Annotated in this window: 22 protein-coding genes; 2 read left to right on the top strand and 20 right to left on the bottom strand. The window is 72.0% G+C overall.

Annotation, left to right across the window (positions count from 1 at the left end; translation table 11 throughout):
* Window positions 1-79: 79 nt before the first annotated feature.
* A complete protein-coding gene (locus F4556_RS25725; RefSeq protein WP_184920017.1) occupies window positions 80-592 on the bottom strand; it encodes a DUF3995 domain-containing protein in 513 nt (170 codons plus the stop codon).
* Window positions 593-726: 134 nt separating this feature from the next.
* Window positions 727-1,608, bottom strand: coding sequence for a 1-aminocyclopropane-1-carboxylate deaminase/D-cysteine desulfhydrase (locus F4556_RS25720; protein WP_184920016.1), 882 nt, complete (start codon window positions 1,606-1,608; stop codon window positions 727-729).
* An 87-nt stretch (window positions 1,609-1,695) separates the two neighbouring features.
* On the opposite strand from F4556_RS25720, the gene F4556_RS25715 reads away from it, so the two are divergent.
* Complete coding sequence (locus F4556_RS25715) at window positions 1,696-2,280, top strand: SigE family RNA polymerase sigma factor (protein WP_184920014.1); 585 nt, start codon at window positions 1,696-1,698, stop codon at window positions 2,278-2,280.
* Window positions 2,270-3,499: a hypothetical protein gene (locus tag F4556_RS25710; protein ID WP_184920012.1), complete on the top strand. Its 1,230-nt coding sequence runs from the start codon at window positions 2,270-2,272 to the stop codon at window positions 3,497-3,499. Before F4556_RS25715 ends, F4556_RS25710 begins: the two co-directional genes overlap by 11 nt.
* Before the next feature lie 779 nt (window positions 3,500-4,278).
* Here F4556_RS25710 and F4556_RS38480 read toward each other — a convergent pair.
* The 18 genes from F4556_RS38480 to F4556_RS25620 all read right to left on the bottom strand — a co-directional run bounded on the left by F4556_RS38480 (window position 4,279) and on the right by F4556_RS25620 (window position 14,968).
* On the bottom strand, window positions 4,279-5,178 hold the full coding sequence (locus tag F4556_RS38480) for a DUF6349 family protein (protein WP_184920010.1): 900 nt from the start codon (window positions 5,176-5,178) through the stop codon (window positions 4,279-4,281).
* A 17-nt stretch (window positions 5,179-5,195) separates the two neighbouring features.
* Window positions 5,196-5,642: a hypothetical protein gene (locus F4556_RS25700; protein WP_184920008.1), complete on the bottom strand. Its 447-nt coding sequence runs from the start codon at window positions 5,640-5,642 to the stop codon at window positions 5,196-5,198.
* Window positions 5,639-6,280 carry a hypothetical protein gene (locus tag F4556_RS25695; RefSeq protein ID WP_184920006.1) on the bottom strand — a complete coding sequence of 214 codons (642 nt, stop codon included), beginning with the start codon at window positions 6,278-6,280 and terminating at the stop codon, window positions 5,639-5,641. The genes F4556_RS25700 and F4556_RS25695 overlap by 4 nt, the downstream gene beginning before the upstream one ends.
* A complete protein-coding gene (locus F4556_RS39180; RefSeq protein ID WP_184920004.1) occupies window positions 6,249-6,809 on the bottom strand; it encodes a hypothetical protein in 561 nt (186 codons plus the stop codon). Before F4556_RS39180 ends, F4556_RS25695 begins: the two co-directional genes overlap by 32 nt.
* On the bottom strand, window positions 6,806-7,357 hold the full coding sequence (locus F4556_RS25685) for a hypothetical protein (protein ID WP_184920002.1): 552 nt from the start codon (window positions 7,355-7,357) through the stop codon (window positions 6,806-6,808). The genes F4556_RS39180 and F4556_RS25685 overlap by 4 nt, the downstream gene beginning before the upstream one ends.
* 60 nt (window positions 7,358-7,417) lie before the next feature.
* A complete protein-coding gene (locus F4556_RS25680) occupies window positions 7,418-7,837 on the bottom strand; it encodes a hypothetical protein (protein WP_184920000.1) in 420 nt (139 codons plus the stop codon).
* A 4-nt stretch (window positions 7,838-7,841) separates the two neighbouring features.
* Complete coding sequence (locus F4556_RS25675) at window positions 7,842-8,195, bottom strand: hypothetical protein (RefSeq protein ID WP_184919999.1); 354 nt, start codon at window positions 8,193-8,195, stop codon at window positions 7,842-7,844.
* Window positions 8,192-9,067 (bottom strand): hypothetical protein, encoded by an 876-nt coding sequence (locus tag F4556_RS25670; RefSeq protein WP_184919998.1) that lies wholly within the window; start codon window positions 9,065-9,067, stop codon window positions 8,192-8,194. Before F4556_RS25670 ends, F4556_RS25675 begins: the two co-directional genes overlap by 4 nt.
* A 74-nt stretch (window positions 9,068-9,141) precedes the next feature.
* Window positions 9,142-9,354, bottom strand: a complete 213-nt coding sequence (locus F4556_RS25665; RefSeq protein ID WP_184919997.1) for a hypothetical protein — start codon at window positions 9,352-9,354, stop codon at window positions 9,142-9,144.
* A 30-nt stretch (window positions 9,355-9,384) separates the two neighbouring features.
* The gene (locus F4556_RS25660) at window positions 9,385-10,329 is read right to left on the bottom strand and encodes a hypothetical protein (RefSeq protein ID WP_184919996.1); all 945 of its coding nucleotides are present in this window, start codon (window positions 10,327-10,329) and stop codon (window positions 9,385-9,387) included.
* Between the two features lie 169 nt (window positions 10,330-10,498).
* The gene (locus F4556_RS25655) at window positions 10,499-11,584 is read right to left on the bottom strand and encodes an N-6 DNA methylase (RefSeq protein WP_184919995.1); all 1,086 of its coding nucleotides are present in this window, start codon (window positions 11,582-11,584) and stop codon (window positions 10,499-10,501) included.
* A gap of 92 nt (window positions 11,585-11,676) precedes the next feature.
* Complete coding sequence (locus F4556_RS25650; protein ID WP_184919994.1) at window positions 11,677-12,276, bottom strand: hypothetical protein; 600 nt, start codon at window positions 12,274-12,276, stop codon at window positions 11,677-11,679.
* On the bottom strand, window positions 12,273-12,929 hold the full coding sequence (locus tag F4556_RS25645; RefSeq protein ID WP_184919992.1) for a hypothetical protein: 657 nt from the start codon (window positions 12,927-12,929) through the stop codon (window positions 12,273-12,275). The genes F4556_RS25650 and F4556_RS25645 overlap by 4 nt, the downstream gene beginning before the upstream one ends.
* A gap of 20 nt (window positions 12,930-12,949) precedes the next feature.
* Window positions 12,950-13,303, bottom strand: a complete 354-nt coding sequence (locus F4556_RS25640; RefSeq protein ID WP_184919990.1) for a hypothetical protein — start codon at window positions 13,301-13,303, stop codon at window positions 12,950-12,952.
* A gap of 66 nt (window positions 13,304-13,369) precedes the next feature.
* A complete protein-coding gene (locus F4556_RS25635) occupies window positions 13,370-13,720 on the bottom strand; it encodes a hypothetical protein (RefSeq protein ID WP_184919988.1) in 351 nt (116 codons plus the stop codon).
* Between the two features lie 60 nt (window positions 13,721-13,780).
* Window positions 13,781-14,221 (bottom strand): hypothetical protein, encoded by a 441-nt coding sequence (locus F4556_RS25630; RefSeq protein WP_184919986.1) that lies wholly within the window; start codon window positions 14,219-14,221, stop codon window positions 13,781-13,783.
* Window positions 14,222-14,276: 55 nt separating this feature from the next.
* Window positions 14,277-14,624 (bottom strand): hypothetical protein, encoded by a 348-nt coding sequence (locus F4556_RS25625; RefSeq protein WP_184919984.1) that lies wholly within the window; start codon window positions 14,622-14,624, stop codon window positions 14,277-14,279.
* A gap of 62 nt (window positions 14,625-14,686) precedes the next feature.
* On the bottom strand, window positions 14,687-14,968 hold the full coding sequence (locus tag F4556_RS25620; RefSeq protein ID WP_184919982.1) for a hypothetical protein: 282 nt from the start codon (window positions 14,966-14,968) through the stop codon (window positions 14,687-14,689).
* Between the last annotated feature and the right edge of the window lie 76 nt (window positions 14,969-15,044).

Genomic DNA, 15,044 nt, shown 5'->3' with positions numbered 1-15,044 from the left:
CTGCCCCGGCGCCTTGGTGCACGCAGCGAGACGGAGTTCCGGCAGCGATCAAACACTCATCTGATCTCCAGGACGCTGCCTAGCCGCATGCGCAGCCGGCCCGCCCGCCGCGCAGCCGACTCCAGGCGGCGGTGCCGAGCATGACGCCCCACGTCACGAACAGGGCGTACCAGAAGAGCCCCCACGCGGCCTGCGGGTGCGCGGCCTTGGCGGCGAAGGCCGGGGCCGAGACGACCCGGCCGGCGGCGAGCAGATATTGCAGGGCGAAATAGGTGAGACCCCAGAGCGTCATGCCGACCGAGGCGACAGCCGCCGCGACGGCGAGCGGTCGGCGTGGGAGGCGGCGGCCCCAGGGGCGGACCAGGGCGAGTGCGACGACCGCGCCGAGTACCGCGACGCCGCCCATCCCCCAGTAGCCGATCGCCGCCTCCCAGGTGCCGTGCGGGGCGTCGGCGAAGTCGCCGGGGAAGGTGGCACCGATCCCGGCACCCCACCAGAAGTGCGGTGCCGCGTAGGCGAGGGCCACCGCCGCAGCAACGTACCCCGCCCGGCCGTGCCGCCGTCCGCTCCGTACCGCCGTCGTCGTCGTCATGGTGTCCCCCGAGATCTCGTACCCGGCGGGGGCCGCTGCCTCCCGCCTGGCGAAAGTCTGGCCGAACGCCCTCCCGCGAGGATCGCTCGCCCGCACGATCCCGGCCTGCCCCGCGGGAGGGAGAGCCGTGCCCCTCAGAGCGGATCGGGCAAGCCGGTGACGACCACGGTGACACGGGTGCCGGAGGTCAACTGCCCGGTGGTGGCCGCGTGGTGGACGGCGTGGAGGGTTTTGGCGACATAGCGACGTTCCAGGGCCAGGCCGTGGCGTTGCTCGAACTCTTCGGCGAAGGCGGTGAGTTCGGGGGTGAGGCGGCCGTAGCCGCCACCGTGGTGGGTGTGGGCGATCCGCCAGTTGTCGAACTGGCGGGCGTAGGTGGCCTGGTGGAGGGTGGCGACCTCGCGTTCCAGGTAGCCCTCGCCGCGCAGGACGGCGACGCCCAGGGCCCGGGCGCCGGGTGGGAGGCCCGCGGCGAGACCGGCCAGGGTGCCGCCGGTGCCGACCGGGCAGGCCAGCAGGTCGGACGGGCCCAGGTCGGGGATCTCGGCCGGGACGGCGGCGGCCCCCTGGACGGCGAGCGGGTTGGAGCCGCCCTCGGGGAGGACCAGCCAGCCGGGCGCCAGCGGCTGGTGATCCGTCAGGAGGGCGCGGTAGTCGGCCCGGGAGACGAAGCGGAGCTCCATCCCGCACCCCTCGGCCGCCCGCAGCGACCAGTTGCGCGGGGCGGCGGCGAGTTCGTCCCCGCGCACCACGCCGATGCTGGGCAGCCCGAGCGCCTGCGCGGCCGCCGCCACCGCCCGCAGGTGCGTGGAGTACGCCCCGCCGAAGGTGTACAGCCCCCGGGCGCCGGTCTCCACCGCGTACGCCAGGTTGGGCGCGAGCTTGCGCCACTTGTTGCCCGGGACGGTCGGGTGCGCCAGGTCGTCCCGCTTCAGCCGCAGCTCCACGCCGGCCCGCGCAAAGTCGGGGTCGTCGAGCACCTGGAGCGGCGTCGGCAGGTCGGCGGGCAACAGCATCCGCCCAGCGTACCCACCGGCCATCCGGCGCCGGATTTCCTACCGAAGACCTGCCACATGACAGTGGGTCAACGGCGTTAGAAGGGCATGGACCAAGTACTGAGCCCGGAGCAACCCGCCGAACCGGCGCCGCCCGACTTCCCGGCCTTCGTGGCGTCCCGGGGCCGGCACTTGCTCCGCACCGCCTTCCTGCTGACGGGTGGTGACGCGCATCTCGCCGAGGACCTCGTGCAGGAGGCGCTCAGCCGCCTCTTCGTGAAGTGGCGCAAGGTCTCCCGGCTCGACAACCCGAGCGGCTACGCCCAGACCGTGCTGGTCAACACCTTCCTGTCGCACCGGCGCAAGCGCAGCAGCGGCGAGCGAGCCACCGGCGCGGTGCCCGACGTCGCCGTCGACGACCCGGATCCCGCGCTGCGGCTGACGCTGCTGCGAGCGTTGGGAGAGCTGTCGGCTCCGGACCGGGCCGTGCTCGTGCTCCGGTTCTGGGAGGACCGCAGCGTGGAGGAGACGGCGGCCGCGCTGCGCCTGAGCAGTACGGCGGTGCGGTCCCGGAGCAGCCGGGCGCTGGCCCGGATGCGTGACACCCTCGGCGCCGACCTCGGCGCCGTCCGTCCGGGTCCGGCCAAGCCGGTCCCCAGCCTGGAGAAGGCGGTGCTTCGCCATGCCCGTTGATGACGAGTTCGAGGGCGGTCGCCCGGACGGCTTCGCGGACGGCTTCACGCTGGCCCTGCACGGCGCGGCCGCGCTGGCGCCGGACCAGGCGCTGCACAGCCTCGCCACCCGGGCCGAGCGGATCGGCCGACGTCGGCGCAACCGGCGGCGGGCCGGCCTGGCGGGCGGGCTGGCGGTGCTGGCCCTGGCCGGGAGCCTCACGGCGTTCGGCCGCGGCACGGGCACGATCGATCCCGCGCACCGGCCGAAGCGCCCACTGACCTCCACAGAGGCGGTGCAGGCGGTCATCGGGCTGCTGCCACCCGGGTCGTCGCAGGTGCTGCACGCCCAGACACCCGGTACGCCGGGGCCGACCGGCGACCCGTACCGCACCGACGGCGCGCTCCTCTTCGACGACGGCAAGGGCCCGAGCATCATCTCGTACACCGTCGAGCGCACCGAGCTGGTCCCGGCGGTGGCCGCCGTCTGCATGGACCCGCTCCAGATGCCGCAGGACTCCTGCGAGCGCACGACGCTCCCCAGCGGCTCCATGGTGGTGATCGACAAGCTGCGCGACACCAACCTGGCGACCCACAAGGAGTGGCGGGCGACCTGGGCCGCGCCGGACGGCCGTCGGGTACTGATCATCGAGCACAACGGGGAAGCCAGCGCCTCCAACCGGACGGACCCACCGCTCGACACCGAGCAGCTGCGCGCGCTGGTGGCCGCCCCGGGCTGGCAGCAGATCTTCGACGCGCTGCCCAGCAGGAAGAACGCTCCGACACCGCCCGCCCCCGAACCGGCGGCACCGGACCTGCGCCCGACGCTGCTGCCGTTGCTCCCACAAGGGGCCGTGCTCTCCGGAACGGAGGGCACGAGCGGCACCCCCTTCACCGTGACCTTCGAGGGTCGCACCAGCATGCTCGTGGTGATCACCGGCCCGGCGGGGAAGCGGGGGATCGAGGACAAGGAGTACGCCGAGTCGAGCCCGCCCGGCCCCCTGGAGGTACGGGGACTGCAGGCGGACGGCTCCACCGTCGTCACCAACAGCTTCGGCAACGGCAAGACCGCGACCACCCCCGTCCTGCACTGGACGGCGGCCGTGTACTACCCGGACGGCCGGAGTGTGACCGCCACCCTGTGGAACGGCGAGAACGGCTACACCTTCCGCCCCGGCACACCGGCCCTCGACCTCGACCAGCTCAAGACGATCGTCACGGCCCCGGCCTGGCGCCCGTAGGACACCCCACGCGCCCGCGGGCGGCCACCGGAGCTTCCGGGGCCGCCCGCGGGCGCTGTCAGGTGCACTGGGTGCCTGTCAGGTGACGGTCCCTCATGGCGGGCATGCCGCCCCGCAGTTCACGCGCGCAGCAACGCTGTCCCCTAACGGGGTGAACTTCTCTGCGGGGCCCTTGGATGTGCGAGGAAGTGCTCTAGAGTTCTCGCAGGTAAGGGCGAGGTAAAGGCTGGACTACCGCACAGCCGAATGGGTGGGGCGGGTGGGACTCGAACCCACGACCAAGGGATTATGAGTCCTCCGAAGAACTCACCTGGTCTTCACTGCCTTACTCTGCCCTTCCCCGTTTCCCCAGGTCAAAGGCCGTTTCTGACTCTTGCCCTTCGTCGGCGTTCACTAGCTTTCACGGCCTTTCACCAACGCCACGTCCGCTGAATGTCCGCTAAAACCGAGGTCCCGCAGGCCCTTCCGAGGATGCCGGTGCTGGCCTGCGGCGATGCGTTGGTTCGAAGCAGCCGACAAGAGACTCCCCAACCGAAGCTCGACGCCTCCGCCGACCAGACCGCGCCCTCAGCCCTCGTCGTCCAGGTAGTTGGCGCCTTCCGGGTCCTGCCGATCAAGGTAGCAGCACGGCTCGCCCGGGCGCAGGACGGCTGCGCAGTTCTGGGGGCGTAGGTCTCGGTGAGGGGCCGTGGCCTGGGGCGGGCCGGACGTACGCCCCTCCTCCAGGACGGTGGAGGGGCGGTTCGAGTCCGTGGTCAGGTTCGTTGCAGGTGGGTCGGTCAGAGGATGGTCTGCTGTTCGTGGTGGGCCGGTTCGTGGGTGGGGCGGTGGACCTTGATGAGGTAGCCGCCGCCCGGGGCCTGGCCGTGCTGGTGCCAGTCGTTGGCGGTGGTGGTCCACACCTTGAGGGGGCCGCCGGTGTCGAACCAGCCGGACGGGAAGGTGGCGTCGCGGTGGGCGCGGAGCAGGGTGGCGTTCTTGCCGCCGGCGGTCGGGGGGAGGGTGGGGAGGTCTCGCCAGCCGGGGTGGGTGTGGTCGAGTGCGTCTTCGATCGCCGGGTTCTGGTGGCGTCGGATGGGGCCTTCCCAGGTGCAGGCGAGGCAGGCGCCTCGGCGTTCGGTGTGGGTGTCGAGGTGCCGGTCGAGGTGGGTGGGGGTGTGGCGGGTGGTCGGGGTGGCGGGGTGGCGGCCGTTGAAGCCGGGCTTCGCGTAGCCGATCATCCAGGCGGCTCGGCGGGCCTCGCGCGGGACGCCCTTGGGCAGGGCGACGTAGGCGTTCTGGCGGGCGACGGCGCCGACGGCGGTGTGCGCGGTGATCCATGCCGTGATCGCGCCGACGCAGGCGGCGGTGTCGGCCGTGTGGCCGAGGTCGCCGGGGCCCTCGTAGATCAGGTGGTAGGGGCCTATGGGGTCGTCGGTGTCGTAGTAGTGGAGGGCCGTCCAGGCTTCGTGGTCGTCGGGGTGGTGGGAGACGTCGGCCTGTTCGGTGATCCAGATGCAGGTGCTGTCGGGGAGGTCGATCAGGATGGCGCGCCCTGCGCTGCTCCGGTTGATGGAGGGGGTGATGCCGGCGGCGATGAGGGTGTCCCAGAGGAGGTATCCGGCGGCGGGTCGGTCCGGGTCGGGTTCCTGGTCGGTACGGGTGGCGATCAGTTGGCGGAGGTCGGCGAGGGTGGTCACGTGGTGGTCCTTGTCGGTCAGGCGGGGGTGGGCTGCTGCGTGGGCGGGAGGAGGTGGAAGTCGGCGGCGGCGAGGAGCGCGCCGCGCCACAGCTGGTAGTGGCCGTCGTCGCAGCGGAGGACGTAGGCGGTGTACTGGCTGCCGGGCCCGCAGATCGGGAGTTCGACGCGGCGGACGGCGATGACCGTCCAGAAGCAGTGGGGGCTGCGGAGGCGTTCGCCGCGCTGGAGGGTTCGGCCGGGCTGGGTCGGGGTGGAGGTGCCGACGTTCTGGTGGAGGTGTCGGCCGGTGCAGGGCGGGCAGAGCCGGTCGGTTCGCTCCCACAGGCGGAAGACGCTGCGGGTCGTGGTGCCGCAGTCGGCGCAGGTGGTGGTGTCGTGGTGGCCGCCGAGCTTGTAGTGGGTGACGCCCGGGTAGCGGGTGATGCGGACGGTGCCGCGGTGGCGGCTGCGGACGGTGATCATGGGGTCCTCTCGGGGGTGAGCAGGGTGGGCTGGTGGTCGAGGTCGTTGAGCCAGTCGAGTAGGCGGGGCAGGTTCTGGTCGGGGCCGTAGGTGAGGTAGGTGCCGTCCGCCGAGGCGCAGCCGAACCAGTCGGCGAGGCGGAGGCGCTTGCGGGAGTTGACGCGGCCCATGTGGACGGGCTTGCCGAGCTGGTGGGCTTGGCGGGCGAGGCGTTCGGCGACGGGGCCGGTCTTCCATTCGGTGGTGCCGGCGAGGAAGAGGACGTCGAAGTCCGGCCACGGGAGCAGGTCGTTGGTGTCGCAGCCGTCTTGGGCGGCGTAGGCGGCGGGGATGCCGAGGGATCGGATGCGCGGGAGCCAGGGGGTGGAGTCGGTGAAGGTTCCGGCGGCGTCGAACGGGCGGTCGGGGGCGACGGCGAACAGGCAGTTCTGGGGGCCGTAGTGGTGGACCTGGCGGGTGAGCCAGGTCCACCACCGTTCGGGGCCGGGCCAGCCCTTGCCGAAGCGTCCGTTGTCGGCGGCCCACCACGCGCCGGGCGGGATCGTGTTGCCCTGGAGCGGGGTGGTGATGCAGCCGAGGTCGCCGACGGTCATGGCGTGGCGGATCTCAGGGGTGGAGGGGTTGGCGAGGTACAGCATCGGTGGGGCTCGTTCGGAGTATTCGGGCGTTGAGGAGGAGGCACAGTTGCCGGACGCGGGCGGGTACGTCGGCGGGCTGGGTGTCGAGCCAGGGGTGGGCGGTGGGTCGGGTGTTGGTCGGGCGGTGGACTGTCCAGGTGAGGGTGGTGGTGGCGGTGATGACGAGTTGCGCGTACCGGTCGCGCCGGTAGCGGATGTGGAGCAGCGCGCCGGGTTGGCCGTCCGGGGTGTGGTGGAGGTGGGCGGGGATGCCGGCGGTGGTGAGGGCGGTCACGATGTCGGTGGCGCGGTCGTGGTCGGGGTGGCGGTGGGGCTGCCAGGTGGTGGGGGTTCCCCACTGGGCGGTGGTCAGCTCGCGGGGGCCGGTCGGGCGGGGGTTGGCGATGGTGAGGCGGACGGCGGGCTGGGTGGGGGCCTCGAAGGTGATGGGGGTGACGGTGAGGATCGGGGCGTCGGTGACGTGGGGTCCGGGGAACCAGCCGTCGTCGGTGCAGTAGTCGGTGGGGCCGGTGTAGGTGTGGCTGGTCACGGTTGGCGCTCCGGGGTGAAGAGGCGGCGGGTGTCGGTGATGGGCTGGCAGTTCTCGGGGCAGGGGGTGTACTTCCAGGGGCGGCCGGCGGGGTGGCGGTGGTGTTCGTCGTGGCGGTCGCGGTCGTCGGGGGTGCAGCGGACGGGGTAGCGGGCGCGTGATCCGCAGTGGGGGCACAGGCCGAGGGGGTCGGTGTCGTCGGGGGTGACGGGGTGGGGGTAGGGGCGGGCGGAGCCGTCGACGGGGTGCCCGTTGGCGGGGTTGAAGAGGTAGTACGGGGAGCGGGGGTGGACGGGGATGGACCACCAGCGGTGTTCGGGGTCGCTGGTGAGGATGTGGCGGGCGTTGTGGATGGTGGTGCCGCTGTGGTGGAGGTTGGTCCAGCGGACGTAGGCCCAGCCGTTGCCGAACGGGCGGTGGGTGATGCGGGTGGCGTCTCGGGCGTGGGCTCCGGGGAGGGAGGGGGCGGCCTGTTCGAGTTCGCGGCGGGTGCGGGCGATGATCACGGGGACAAGGTCGAGGGGCAGGTCGGTGAGGTCGATCTCCACGGGAGGAGTCCAGGGGTTGGGGCCGGGCGGCCAGCGCCGCCCGGCCGGGTGGGGTGCCAGCTACGGGAGGCGGTTGCAGGTGCCCTGGTGGGTTCCGAGCCGGGCGGTGACGTGGAGGGGTTCGGGGCCGCCGGTCCAGGTGATGGTCCGGCCGTCGGGGCCGGTGCTGAGCGTGAAGTCGATGCCGGGGAAGGCTTCGGCGAGCCTGTGGGTGATCTCGGAGTCGGGGCGGTGGACGCGGTAGGTGCCGGGGGTTCCGGTGCAGCCGACGTGCCGGCGGTTGTGGCCGCGGCTGGCCCGGAGGTGGGAGTAGAAGAGGGCTCCGGTCCAGTCGCATCCGGTCCGGCCGCAGGCCAGCTCCTCCCAGAGAACGTCGGAGCCGGGGTAGGGCCGGGGCGAGTGGAGTTCGAGGTCATCGAGGCGGTCCACGGCCGTAGTTGCGGACTCGGCGTTGCGGCGGGTGGTCAGGTTGAGCGGCATCAGGTCAGTCCTTGGGGTGGTCGGCGAGCCAGTCACGGACGGCTCGGACGCAGGCTTCGGTGTCGGCGGCGTACGGGAGACCGGAGGGCTCGTAGATCGGGATGGGGTGTTCGCGCTCCTCGTCGTCCTCTTGGTAGAAGTTCGCGATCCAGCCCGGGTGGTCGGCGATGGGCTTGGTGGTGTGCGATTCGGTGTCGCTGATCCAGACCTCGCCGGTGTCGAGGTAGAGGACCAGGACCCAGTAGCTTCCGGCGGTGTCCAGGAGTTCGGCGGGGATGGCGTTGGCGTGGAGCGCCTGGTAGAGGGCGTGGCCTGCCATCGGCGTGCCGTCTCGGAGGAGGCGGTCGATGTCGCTCACGCGGTCACCGCCCGGGCGGTGGCCGCCGGGTGGGCGGGCTGGTGGACCGGTATGCCCTTGCGGAGGTACCCGTCGTCGGTGAACCAGCGCCGGACGGCCTCGTCGCTGACGGGCGGGGCGGGGCGGGAGCTGTGGTGCTGGCTGAACCAGAAGCCGTCGGTGCGCTCCCAGATCACGCCGTCGTGGACGATGTGGTCGCCGTCGGCGAGGTGCGCTGGCACGGGCGGGTACGGGATCGGCGGGAGGCTGTTGGGGTCGAGGTGGCGGTGCGCGTAGACGGTGACGGGGGTGTTGCCGGTGGGGCGCAGGGTGGTGGGGAACTGCCACCAGGTGTCGGGGAGGGCCGTCATGCTGCCGCCGGTGGGCGGGGTGATGGTCCGGGCGGTGCGGCGGTACTCGCTGCGCCCGAGGTGGCGGATGTTGGTGATGACGGATGCGTGGCCGGTGGCGGTGTGCACGATGACGTCACCGGGGCGCAGCCAGCGGCTGGGGAGGTCCATGACGCCGTACTCGTCGATCGGGCGTTCGGGGTGGCGGGCGGCTGGGGTGACGCTCCAGTGGGTGATGTAGGTGGCCACGTCGTGGGCAAGGGCTTCGATGGCGTCGGCCGGGGTGGTGTCGCCGAGTCGGCGGCTGTGGATGGTGACCGAGTGGTCGGGGTTGGTGTAGGGGTCGCCGAAGTGGTGGATCGCGGTGAGGCCGGTGAGCTTGTCGGGGGTGATGGTGATGTCGGCGTGGTCGTCGGAAATCCAGATCTCAGTGCCGCCGGGCAAGGTGATGGTGAGCCAGGGTGCGTTGCCGCCGTTGCTGGTGGTGACCTTGCGGCGGTGGAGGGCGAGGCTGGTGAGCTGGCCCACGGTGGTGTCGTGCACGGGATATCCCTTCTGGTAGTCCGGGTGCCGGGGGCGCGGGGTGCGCCCCCGGGGTTGCGGGAGGGCCTGGTGGTTCAGGGGGTGAAGGTTCGGCGGTTGTGCGAGGTGGCGGCCAAGTGCTTTGTGTCGCGGGCGACTTGCCGGGCCTCGGTGTGTCGCTGTGCTCGGCGTCGGAGCTTCTTCGTGGCGGTGCTGGTGCCGGCGTAGCGGTAGCAGGTGCAGCCGCGTTGGGCGGAGCGGCACTTGCGGCGGTAGTCGGGGTTGGCGTCGGCCAGCAGGCGGGCCACGGTCGGCTCCTTCGGCGGGTTGGCTGGCGGTCAGCTCGGGCTGGTGGTCTTGGCGGTGGACTTGCGGGGGCGGGTGCCGGCGGTGGGGGTGTCTGTCTTGGTGGCGCGGGTCGACGGCCGGGCCGGGCCGGGCTTCTTCACGGCCGGGGCCTTCTTGGCGGGCGCCGGGTTCGGCTTCGCGGCGGTGGCCTTCTTGGCGGGGGCGGCCTTCTTCGCAGGGGTGGCCTTCTTGGCGGGGGTGGCCTTCTTGGCGGCCGGAGGCTTCTTCGCGGAGGCCGTCTTCGTCGGCGTGGCCTTCTTGGCGGGGGCGGCCTTCCTCGCGGGGGTGGTCTTCTTCACGGCCGGGGCCGGGGCCGGGGTCGGCTCCGGCGTGCGGGCGGGCTGGGTGATCTCGGCGACGGACGGCTGGACCGGGTCGGTGTTGGTCTCGGCGGGGCCGGTCGGCTCTGACGGTGCCGCCTGGGTCGGCTGTGCGGCGTCGGTGCCGGCCTCGGCCTCGACCTCGATGAGGTCGGCGGCGGCGTCGTTCTGGCCCGGCTCGTCGTCGGTGTCGTCGGTCGTCTCCCAGTTGGGGCGGCGGGTGGCAGCTGCGGCGGCGTCCCAGGGACGGTGGCCGACGTAGTAGGGCTTGGCGTCGAAGACGGGCAGAAGGTTGTCGGTGAGGACGCCGTGGATGGTCTGGGCGGGGTCGCCGTCGAGGCCGACGAGGTTCAGGACCGTGTGGTAGTTGCGGCCGGGGCGGAGCGGGCGCGGCCGGTCGGGGCTCGGTGCCGCGGCCGGGGTGCGGGGGGCGGTGATCCAGAGCTGGAGGGTCGTTCCCTCGGTGCGGGTCCGGGCGCTGATGGTGCGGCCTGCGGGGTTGGTGAGGCGTTGGACGGTCAGGTCGTCGCCGGGCTGCGGGGCGGGGCAGTAGCCGTCGAGCATCTTGGCGAGGTCGTCGAAGGCGATGGCGAGGGTGGTGGCGGTGATGATCACGGCTGGCTCCTCCGGGGTGGGTCGGCCCATCGCCGACCCACCCCCACTTGGATTAGATTCAATACTCATTGAGGCCAGAAAGGGGCAGGTTCGACTTCGACCCGTTCCCCTTGGCTTATGTTTAGATTCTATACTCTCTTTGGGCTGGGTGTCCACTCGCCTTCCCAGGTCAGGCGGCCTGCGCCGCCACCGCACCGGCCACCATCCGCTCGGCCCCGCCGATCGCCGCCAGCATGGTCATGTCGCGCACCACACCGTCCCGGTGCTTGAAGATCGCGGCCTTCTCCTCCAGCGCCAGCCGCTCGGTGTCCGCCTGCGCGAGCGTGTCCCCACACCAGACCGTGGTCCGCGGGCCCAGATCCCAAAGGATCATGTTCGTCGCGGCCCCGGCGGCGGCGATCGGGTCGATGTCACACAGGTGCCAGCGGCACGTCCGGGGGTCGATCCGGTGCTCCCGCATCAGCTGGGCGGCGGCGCGCACCAGCCCTCCGGTGCCGGCGGACGGGTCGCAGATGCTGAACCCGGGCTCGATCTGGGAGCAGTCCCCGAGCTGCATCCGCGCCATCAGCTCACAGACCTCGGGCGGGGTGTGGTACTCCCCCAGCCCTTCGCGGGCGCCGTGGCTGCGCAGTCCGGTGATCATCCAGGACATCAGGTCGCACTCGGCGAGGTCGTAGGGGTCCATGGAGCCAGTGAGCTCCAGCAGACTGTTGGTGATCGCGGCGTGGGCGACCGCCTTGACGCAAGCCAACTCGTGGTCGCTCAGCGACTCCTCCATCCAGGTGTAGATCGGCAGGGCCCGGTTCACCAGGTCGGGACGGCGCAGCCACCAGTAGGACCAGCTCTCGCGCATCAGCTGGAGGAGGTCCTTGGCGTCCAGGCCGAGTATCCAGTCGGTCTGCAGGTGCGCGTCCTCGCCCTTGATCGGCCACAGCGCCAGGGCCGCGACCGCGCCGACGGGTATCTCCATCCGGCTGCCGCCGTGGTGGCGGTGCCAGGCGTCGGCAACGGCCTCGGCCATGCGGCGGGCCGCGTCGTGCGGGCTGGTGCCTCGGGGTACGGGGAACCGGCGGGTCGCCCGCTTGGGGGCGGGCTTCGTGACGGGCTTGGGCGTGCTCGCGACTGCGGGGGCCGCCGGCGGCGTCCGCATCGGGCGCGGGCGGGGCTCGTCCCTCGGCTGGAAGAAGTCGTATTCGTCCTCGTCGTCCTCCACGACGGCCGGGGCGAAGAGGTTGAGCTGCTGGGTCCGCTTCATGACGGTTTGTCCTCGGATTTTGGGCATGAAGAAGCCCGGCCGGTCACGGGGGGCGACCGGCCGGGCCGCAGGGATGGCAGGAGAGGGAGGGGTCAGCCGGAGGGCGGTGCCTCGGTCAGGCGCTGCGCCTCGGTCTCGACGAGGTGGCGGGCGATGGCCGTGGCGAACCGGCTGCTGATGGTGCCTGCGCCGGTGAGGCGGGCGGCGATGGCGAGCGTGGCGGTGTCGGCGCCCTCGTGCTCCAGGCTGTTCAGGTACTCGGCGGCGGCGGTGATCTCCGCTTGGAGGCCGATCAGGGTGTCCGCCAGCCCGGGGCCGTTCTGGAAGACGCCGCCATGGGGTCGGCGCGGCGCCCCGACGCGGTACTGGTGGCGTGCCGGCTCCGGGGAGCGGTCGGGCTGGGCGGCATCTCCGCCCGCCTGGGCGTCGAGGGTGTGCAGCAGGTGGGCGGCGGCCCGTCCGTACTCCCCGCTCAGGTGGAGTGCGGTGTAGGCGAAGAAGGCCGGGCCCGCCGTGGTGGTGAGGCGTTCGCGGTGCTGCCCGGGGGTCAGCCCCCGGTACTCGCGCGGGCGGTGCCCGTAGGCACCGGCGATTGCGGCGTCCACTGTCTCGTGGGCGGTCCGCTCGATGTGCGGCTGGAGGCCGAGGCGGACGCTCACGGCACGCAGCGCGGCGGGCAGGGGCGTGCTCACCGGCCCTCCCTGCGGGGGGCCGTCAGGGACAGCACCAGCTCGTTGTCGCTAAGGTCCCGGTCGCCGTCCAGGTGGGCGTCGAGCACGGAGAGGGCCCGGTCGTAGGCCGAGGGGATGGAGTAGGCGTTGATCACGAACGCGAAGCCGCCGGAGTCGAGGACGGCTCGCTTCGCGCCCTCCGTCAGGTCCCCTGCGGTGATGCCCGTGATCTCCCAGTCCTTGTCGAGGATGACCGCCCACCGTGGGGCTTCCCGCAGAGGATCCAGGGCTTCGCAGTGCTCGCACCGGTGGGGGCGGTGGTAGGCGCGGGCCCTGTCGGTGAGCGTCTCGGCGACGGGCGCCGGCGCGTCGGCGGCGGCCTCCTCGACGGCCTTGAACCACGTGTGGCTCCGTTCGGCGCTGACCGGCCCGGAGTCCAGGGCATGGAGGTGAAGGCGGAGTTCGTCGGGGTTGAACGGAACACGCTCCCGGGCGAGGAGCCGACCGTCGGCATAGCCGAGGACATGGGTGCCACCCGTCAGGGAGTTCCGGTCGATGACGAGGTCGACCCGCCCCGGCGTTCCGCACAGGATCGAGCTGGCTGCGGCGATGTTGGTGACCGAGGCCAGGGTGCTGACCACCGCTTGGGGCACGTTCGGCGCTGGGGTGTTCATGGGCGTCTCCGGTCCGATGCTCAGTGGTGCAGGTCGCTGCTATTGAGGACGCAGGTCGAGGCGAGGGCCGCCAGGGCGGCGACGTTGCGCAGGTCGCCGTGCTGGTGGATGGCCGCGTGGAACAGCTCGGCGTAGTGGAAGTGGCGGATGAGGTGCCGGTACTGGCCGAGGTCGAGGCGGTAGTGGCCGGGGAGGCGGTTGGCCCAGGCGACGGTGATGGCGTGATCGACCAGGGCGCCGGCGGCCTGGACCTCGGCAGGGGGCAGGCTGTGGCCGACGACCTGGGAGACGACGGCGGGCAGGTGGTGCTCGGGCACGTAGGCGAGCTGGTCGCGGAGCGGGGCGGACGGGTCGGGGCTCGGGGTGTGGGTCATGACGGGGCGTGTTCCTTCGGAAGGGGGCCCGGCCGCCGGAGCGGCCGGGCTGGGAGGAGTGAGGTTTCAGGAGTTGAGCTGCGGGTCGTTGAGGAGTGCGACCGTGATGTCCGTGACGACCCCGCCGATCCGGTCGTAGTCGGCCTTGATCTCGATGGCGTGCCAGTACAGGTCGGTGTAGTAGCGGTGGCGGACGAGCTCGTGGAACTGCTTGAACGTCAGCGCGTGGAAGCCGTCAGGCCGGATCCCCCAGCCCACGGAGATGGCGTGCTCGACCATGGCGAAGCCGTTGGCGATGATGCCCGCGCTGATGCAGTCGGCGGAGTTGATGATGTTGAGGATGTCGAGGAGGTGGTGCTTGGGGCCGCGGATCTCGGCGATGCAGACGGAGAGGTCGGGGCCGATCTCAACGCTCATGGTGTGCTCCTGTCGGTGTGCGGGGTCGGGATGGTGTGTCGGTGAAGTGGACTGGGCGGTCTAGGTGTTCGTGCCGAACAGGGTCGGGTCGCCGTCGGTGGCGCCTCGCTCCAGGCGTGCCGGGTGCTGTGCGCGCAGGGCCCGCACCGCAGTCGCCGTCTGCGCGGCGCAGTCCGCGAGGGAGATGCCGTGGGCGGGTTCCAAGAGGGCGCTGGGGACGGACAGGTCGTCGTGGACGCTCGCGGCCAGGACGACCGGTTCGATGTCGGTGACGTAGTCGGGGGGCAGGCCCTCGAAGGTGACGGCGAAGCCGTCGCTGTGGCGGATCGCGGGAAGTTCCTCGTTGAGGCCGAGGGCCGTGCCCAGCTCCTCGGTGAGGCGTTCGGCGCGCCACTGAGGGCCGAGGGCCTTCGCGGTGGCGTCGGCCAGGTCCTGGAGGTCGAAGTCGGTTGCGCCGGTGTCGAGTTGGCTAGCCGGCTGGTCGGTTCGGGTGTCGGGCATCGCGGTCTCGTTTCAGGGTGGGCGCGGTCCGGCCGGGCCGGGCGGTCGGGGAGGGTCAGGAGTTGAGCTGCGGGTCCTCGGCGAGCGCGGAGGTGATTCGCTCGGCGAGGTCGGCGATCTGGTCGAAGTCGGCGCCGATCGAGATGGCGTGGCGGAAGAGGTCGCCGAAGTAGCGGGCGCGGACCAGGTCGTGGAACTGGTGGTAGGTGAGGGCCTGGCTGTCGGCGTGGCGCATCACCCAGGCGACGGTGCTGGCGGTGGCGACCATGTTGAAGGCGTTGTTGATGACGGCGGGGGTGGGGTCGGTGTCGTTGAGGGTGTTGATGACGGCGTCGATGTGGCTCTCGGGGCAGCGCATCTCGATGATCGAGAAGTTGAGGGAGCCGAGGGCGGCGACGGTCATGGGATGTTCCTCCGGGTGGGGCGGGCGGCTCGGCCGGGTGGCCGAGCCGCCGGCGGGGCGGGTCAGGCGGTGAGGTAGTCGAGGACTGCGAGGGAGAAGCCCCGGGGCAGTGCGCCGGGTCCGGCGTCGGTGCTGGTGGCGTAGTTCTCGGCGATGTCGAGAGCGTCGAGGACTGCGGCCTCCCGGTCGGGCCGGGACATGAGCCGGGCGACGGAGTCGAGGGCGAGGGCGGCGGCGGAGAGGGTGAGTCGGTGGATGTCCTGCTCGGCGCGGGCCGCTCGGGACCGGGCGACGCTGGCGTAGTGGCGGGCTTCGGCGGCGGCAGCGGCGGTCAGGGCGTTCACGGTGGTTCCTCCCTCTTCGGGTTGGGGCCTCCCCCCTTCCCTCTTGATTTAGATTCTATACTCATTGAGATTGGGG

Origin of the sequence: Kitasatospora gansuensis, assembly GCF_014203705.1 — a bacterium.
GTDB lineage: Bacteria > Actinomycetota > Actinomycetes > Streptomycetales > Streptomycetaceae > Kitasatospora > Kitasatospora gansuensis.
Note: the sequence above shows the minus strand (reverse complement) of the source record. Positions and strands in the feature narration are given on the sequence as shown.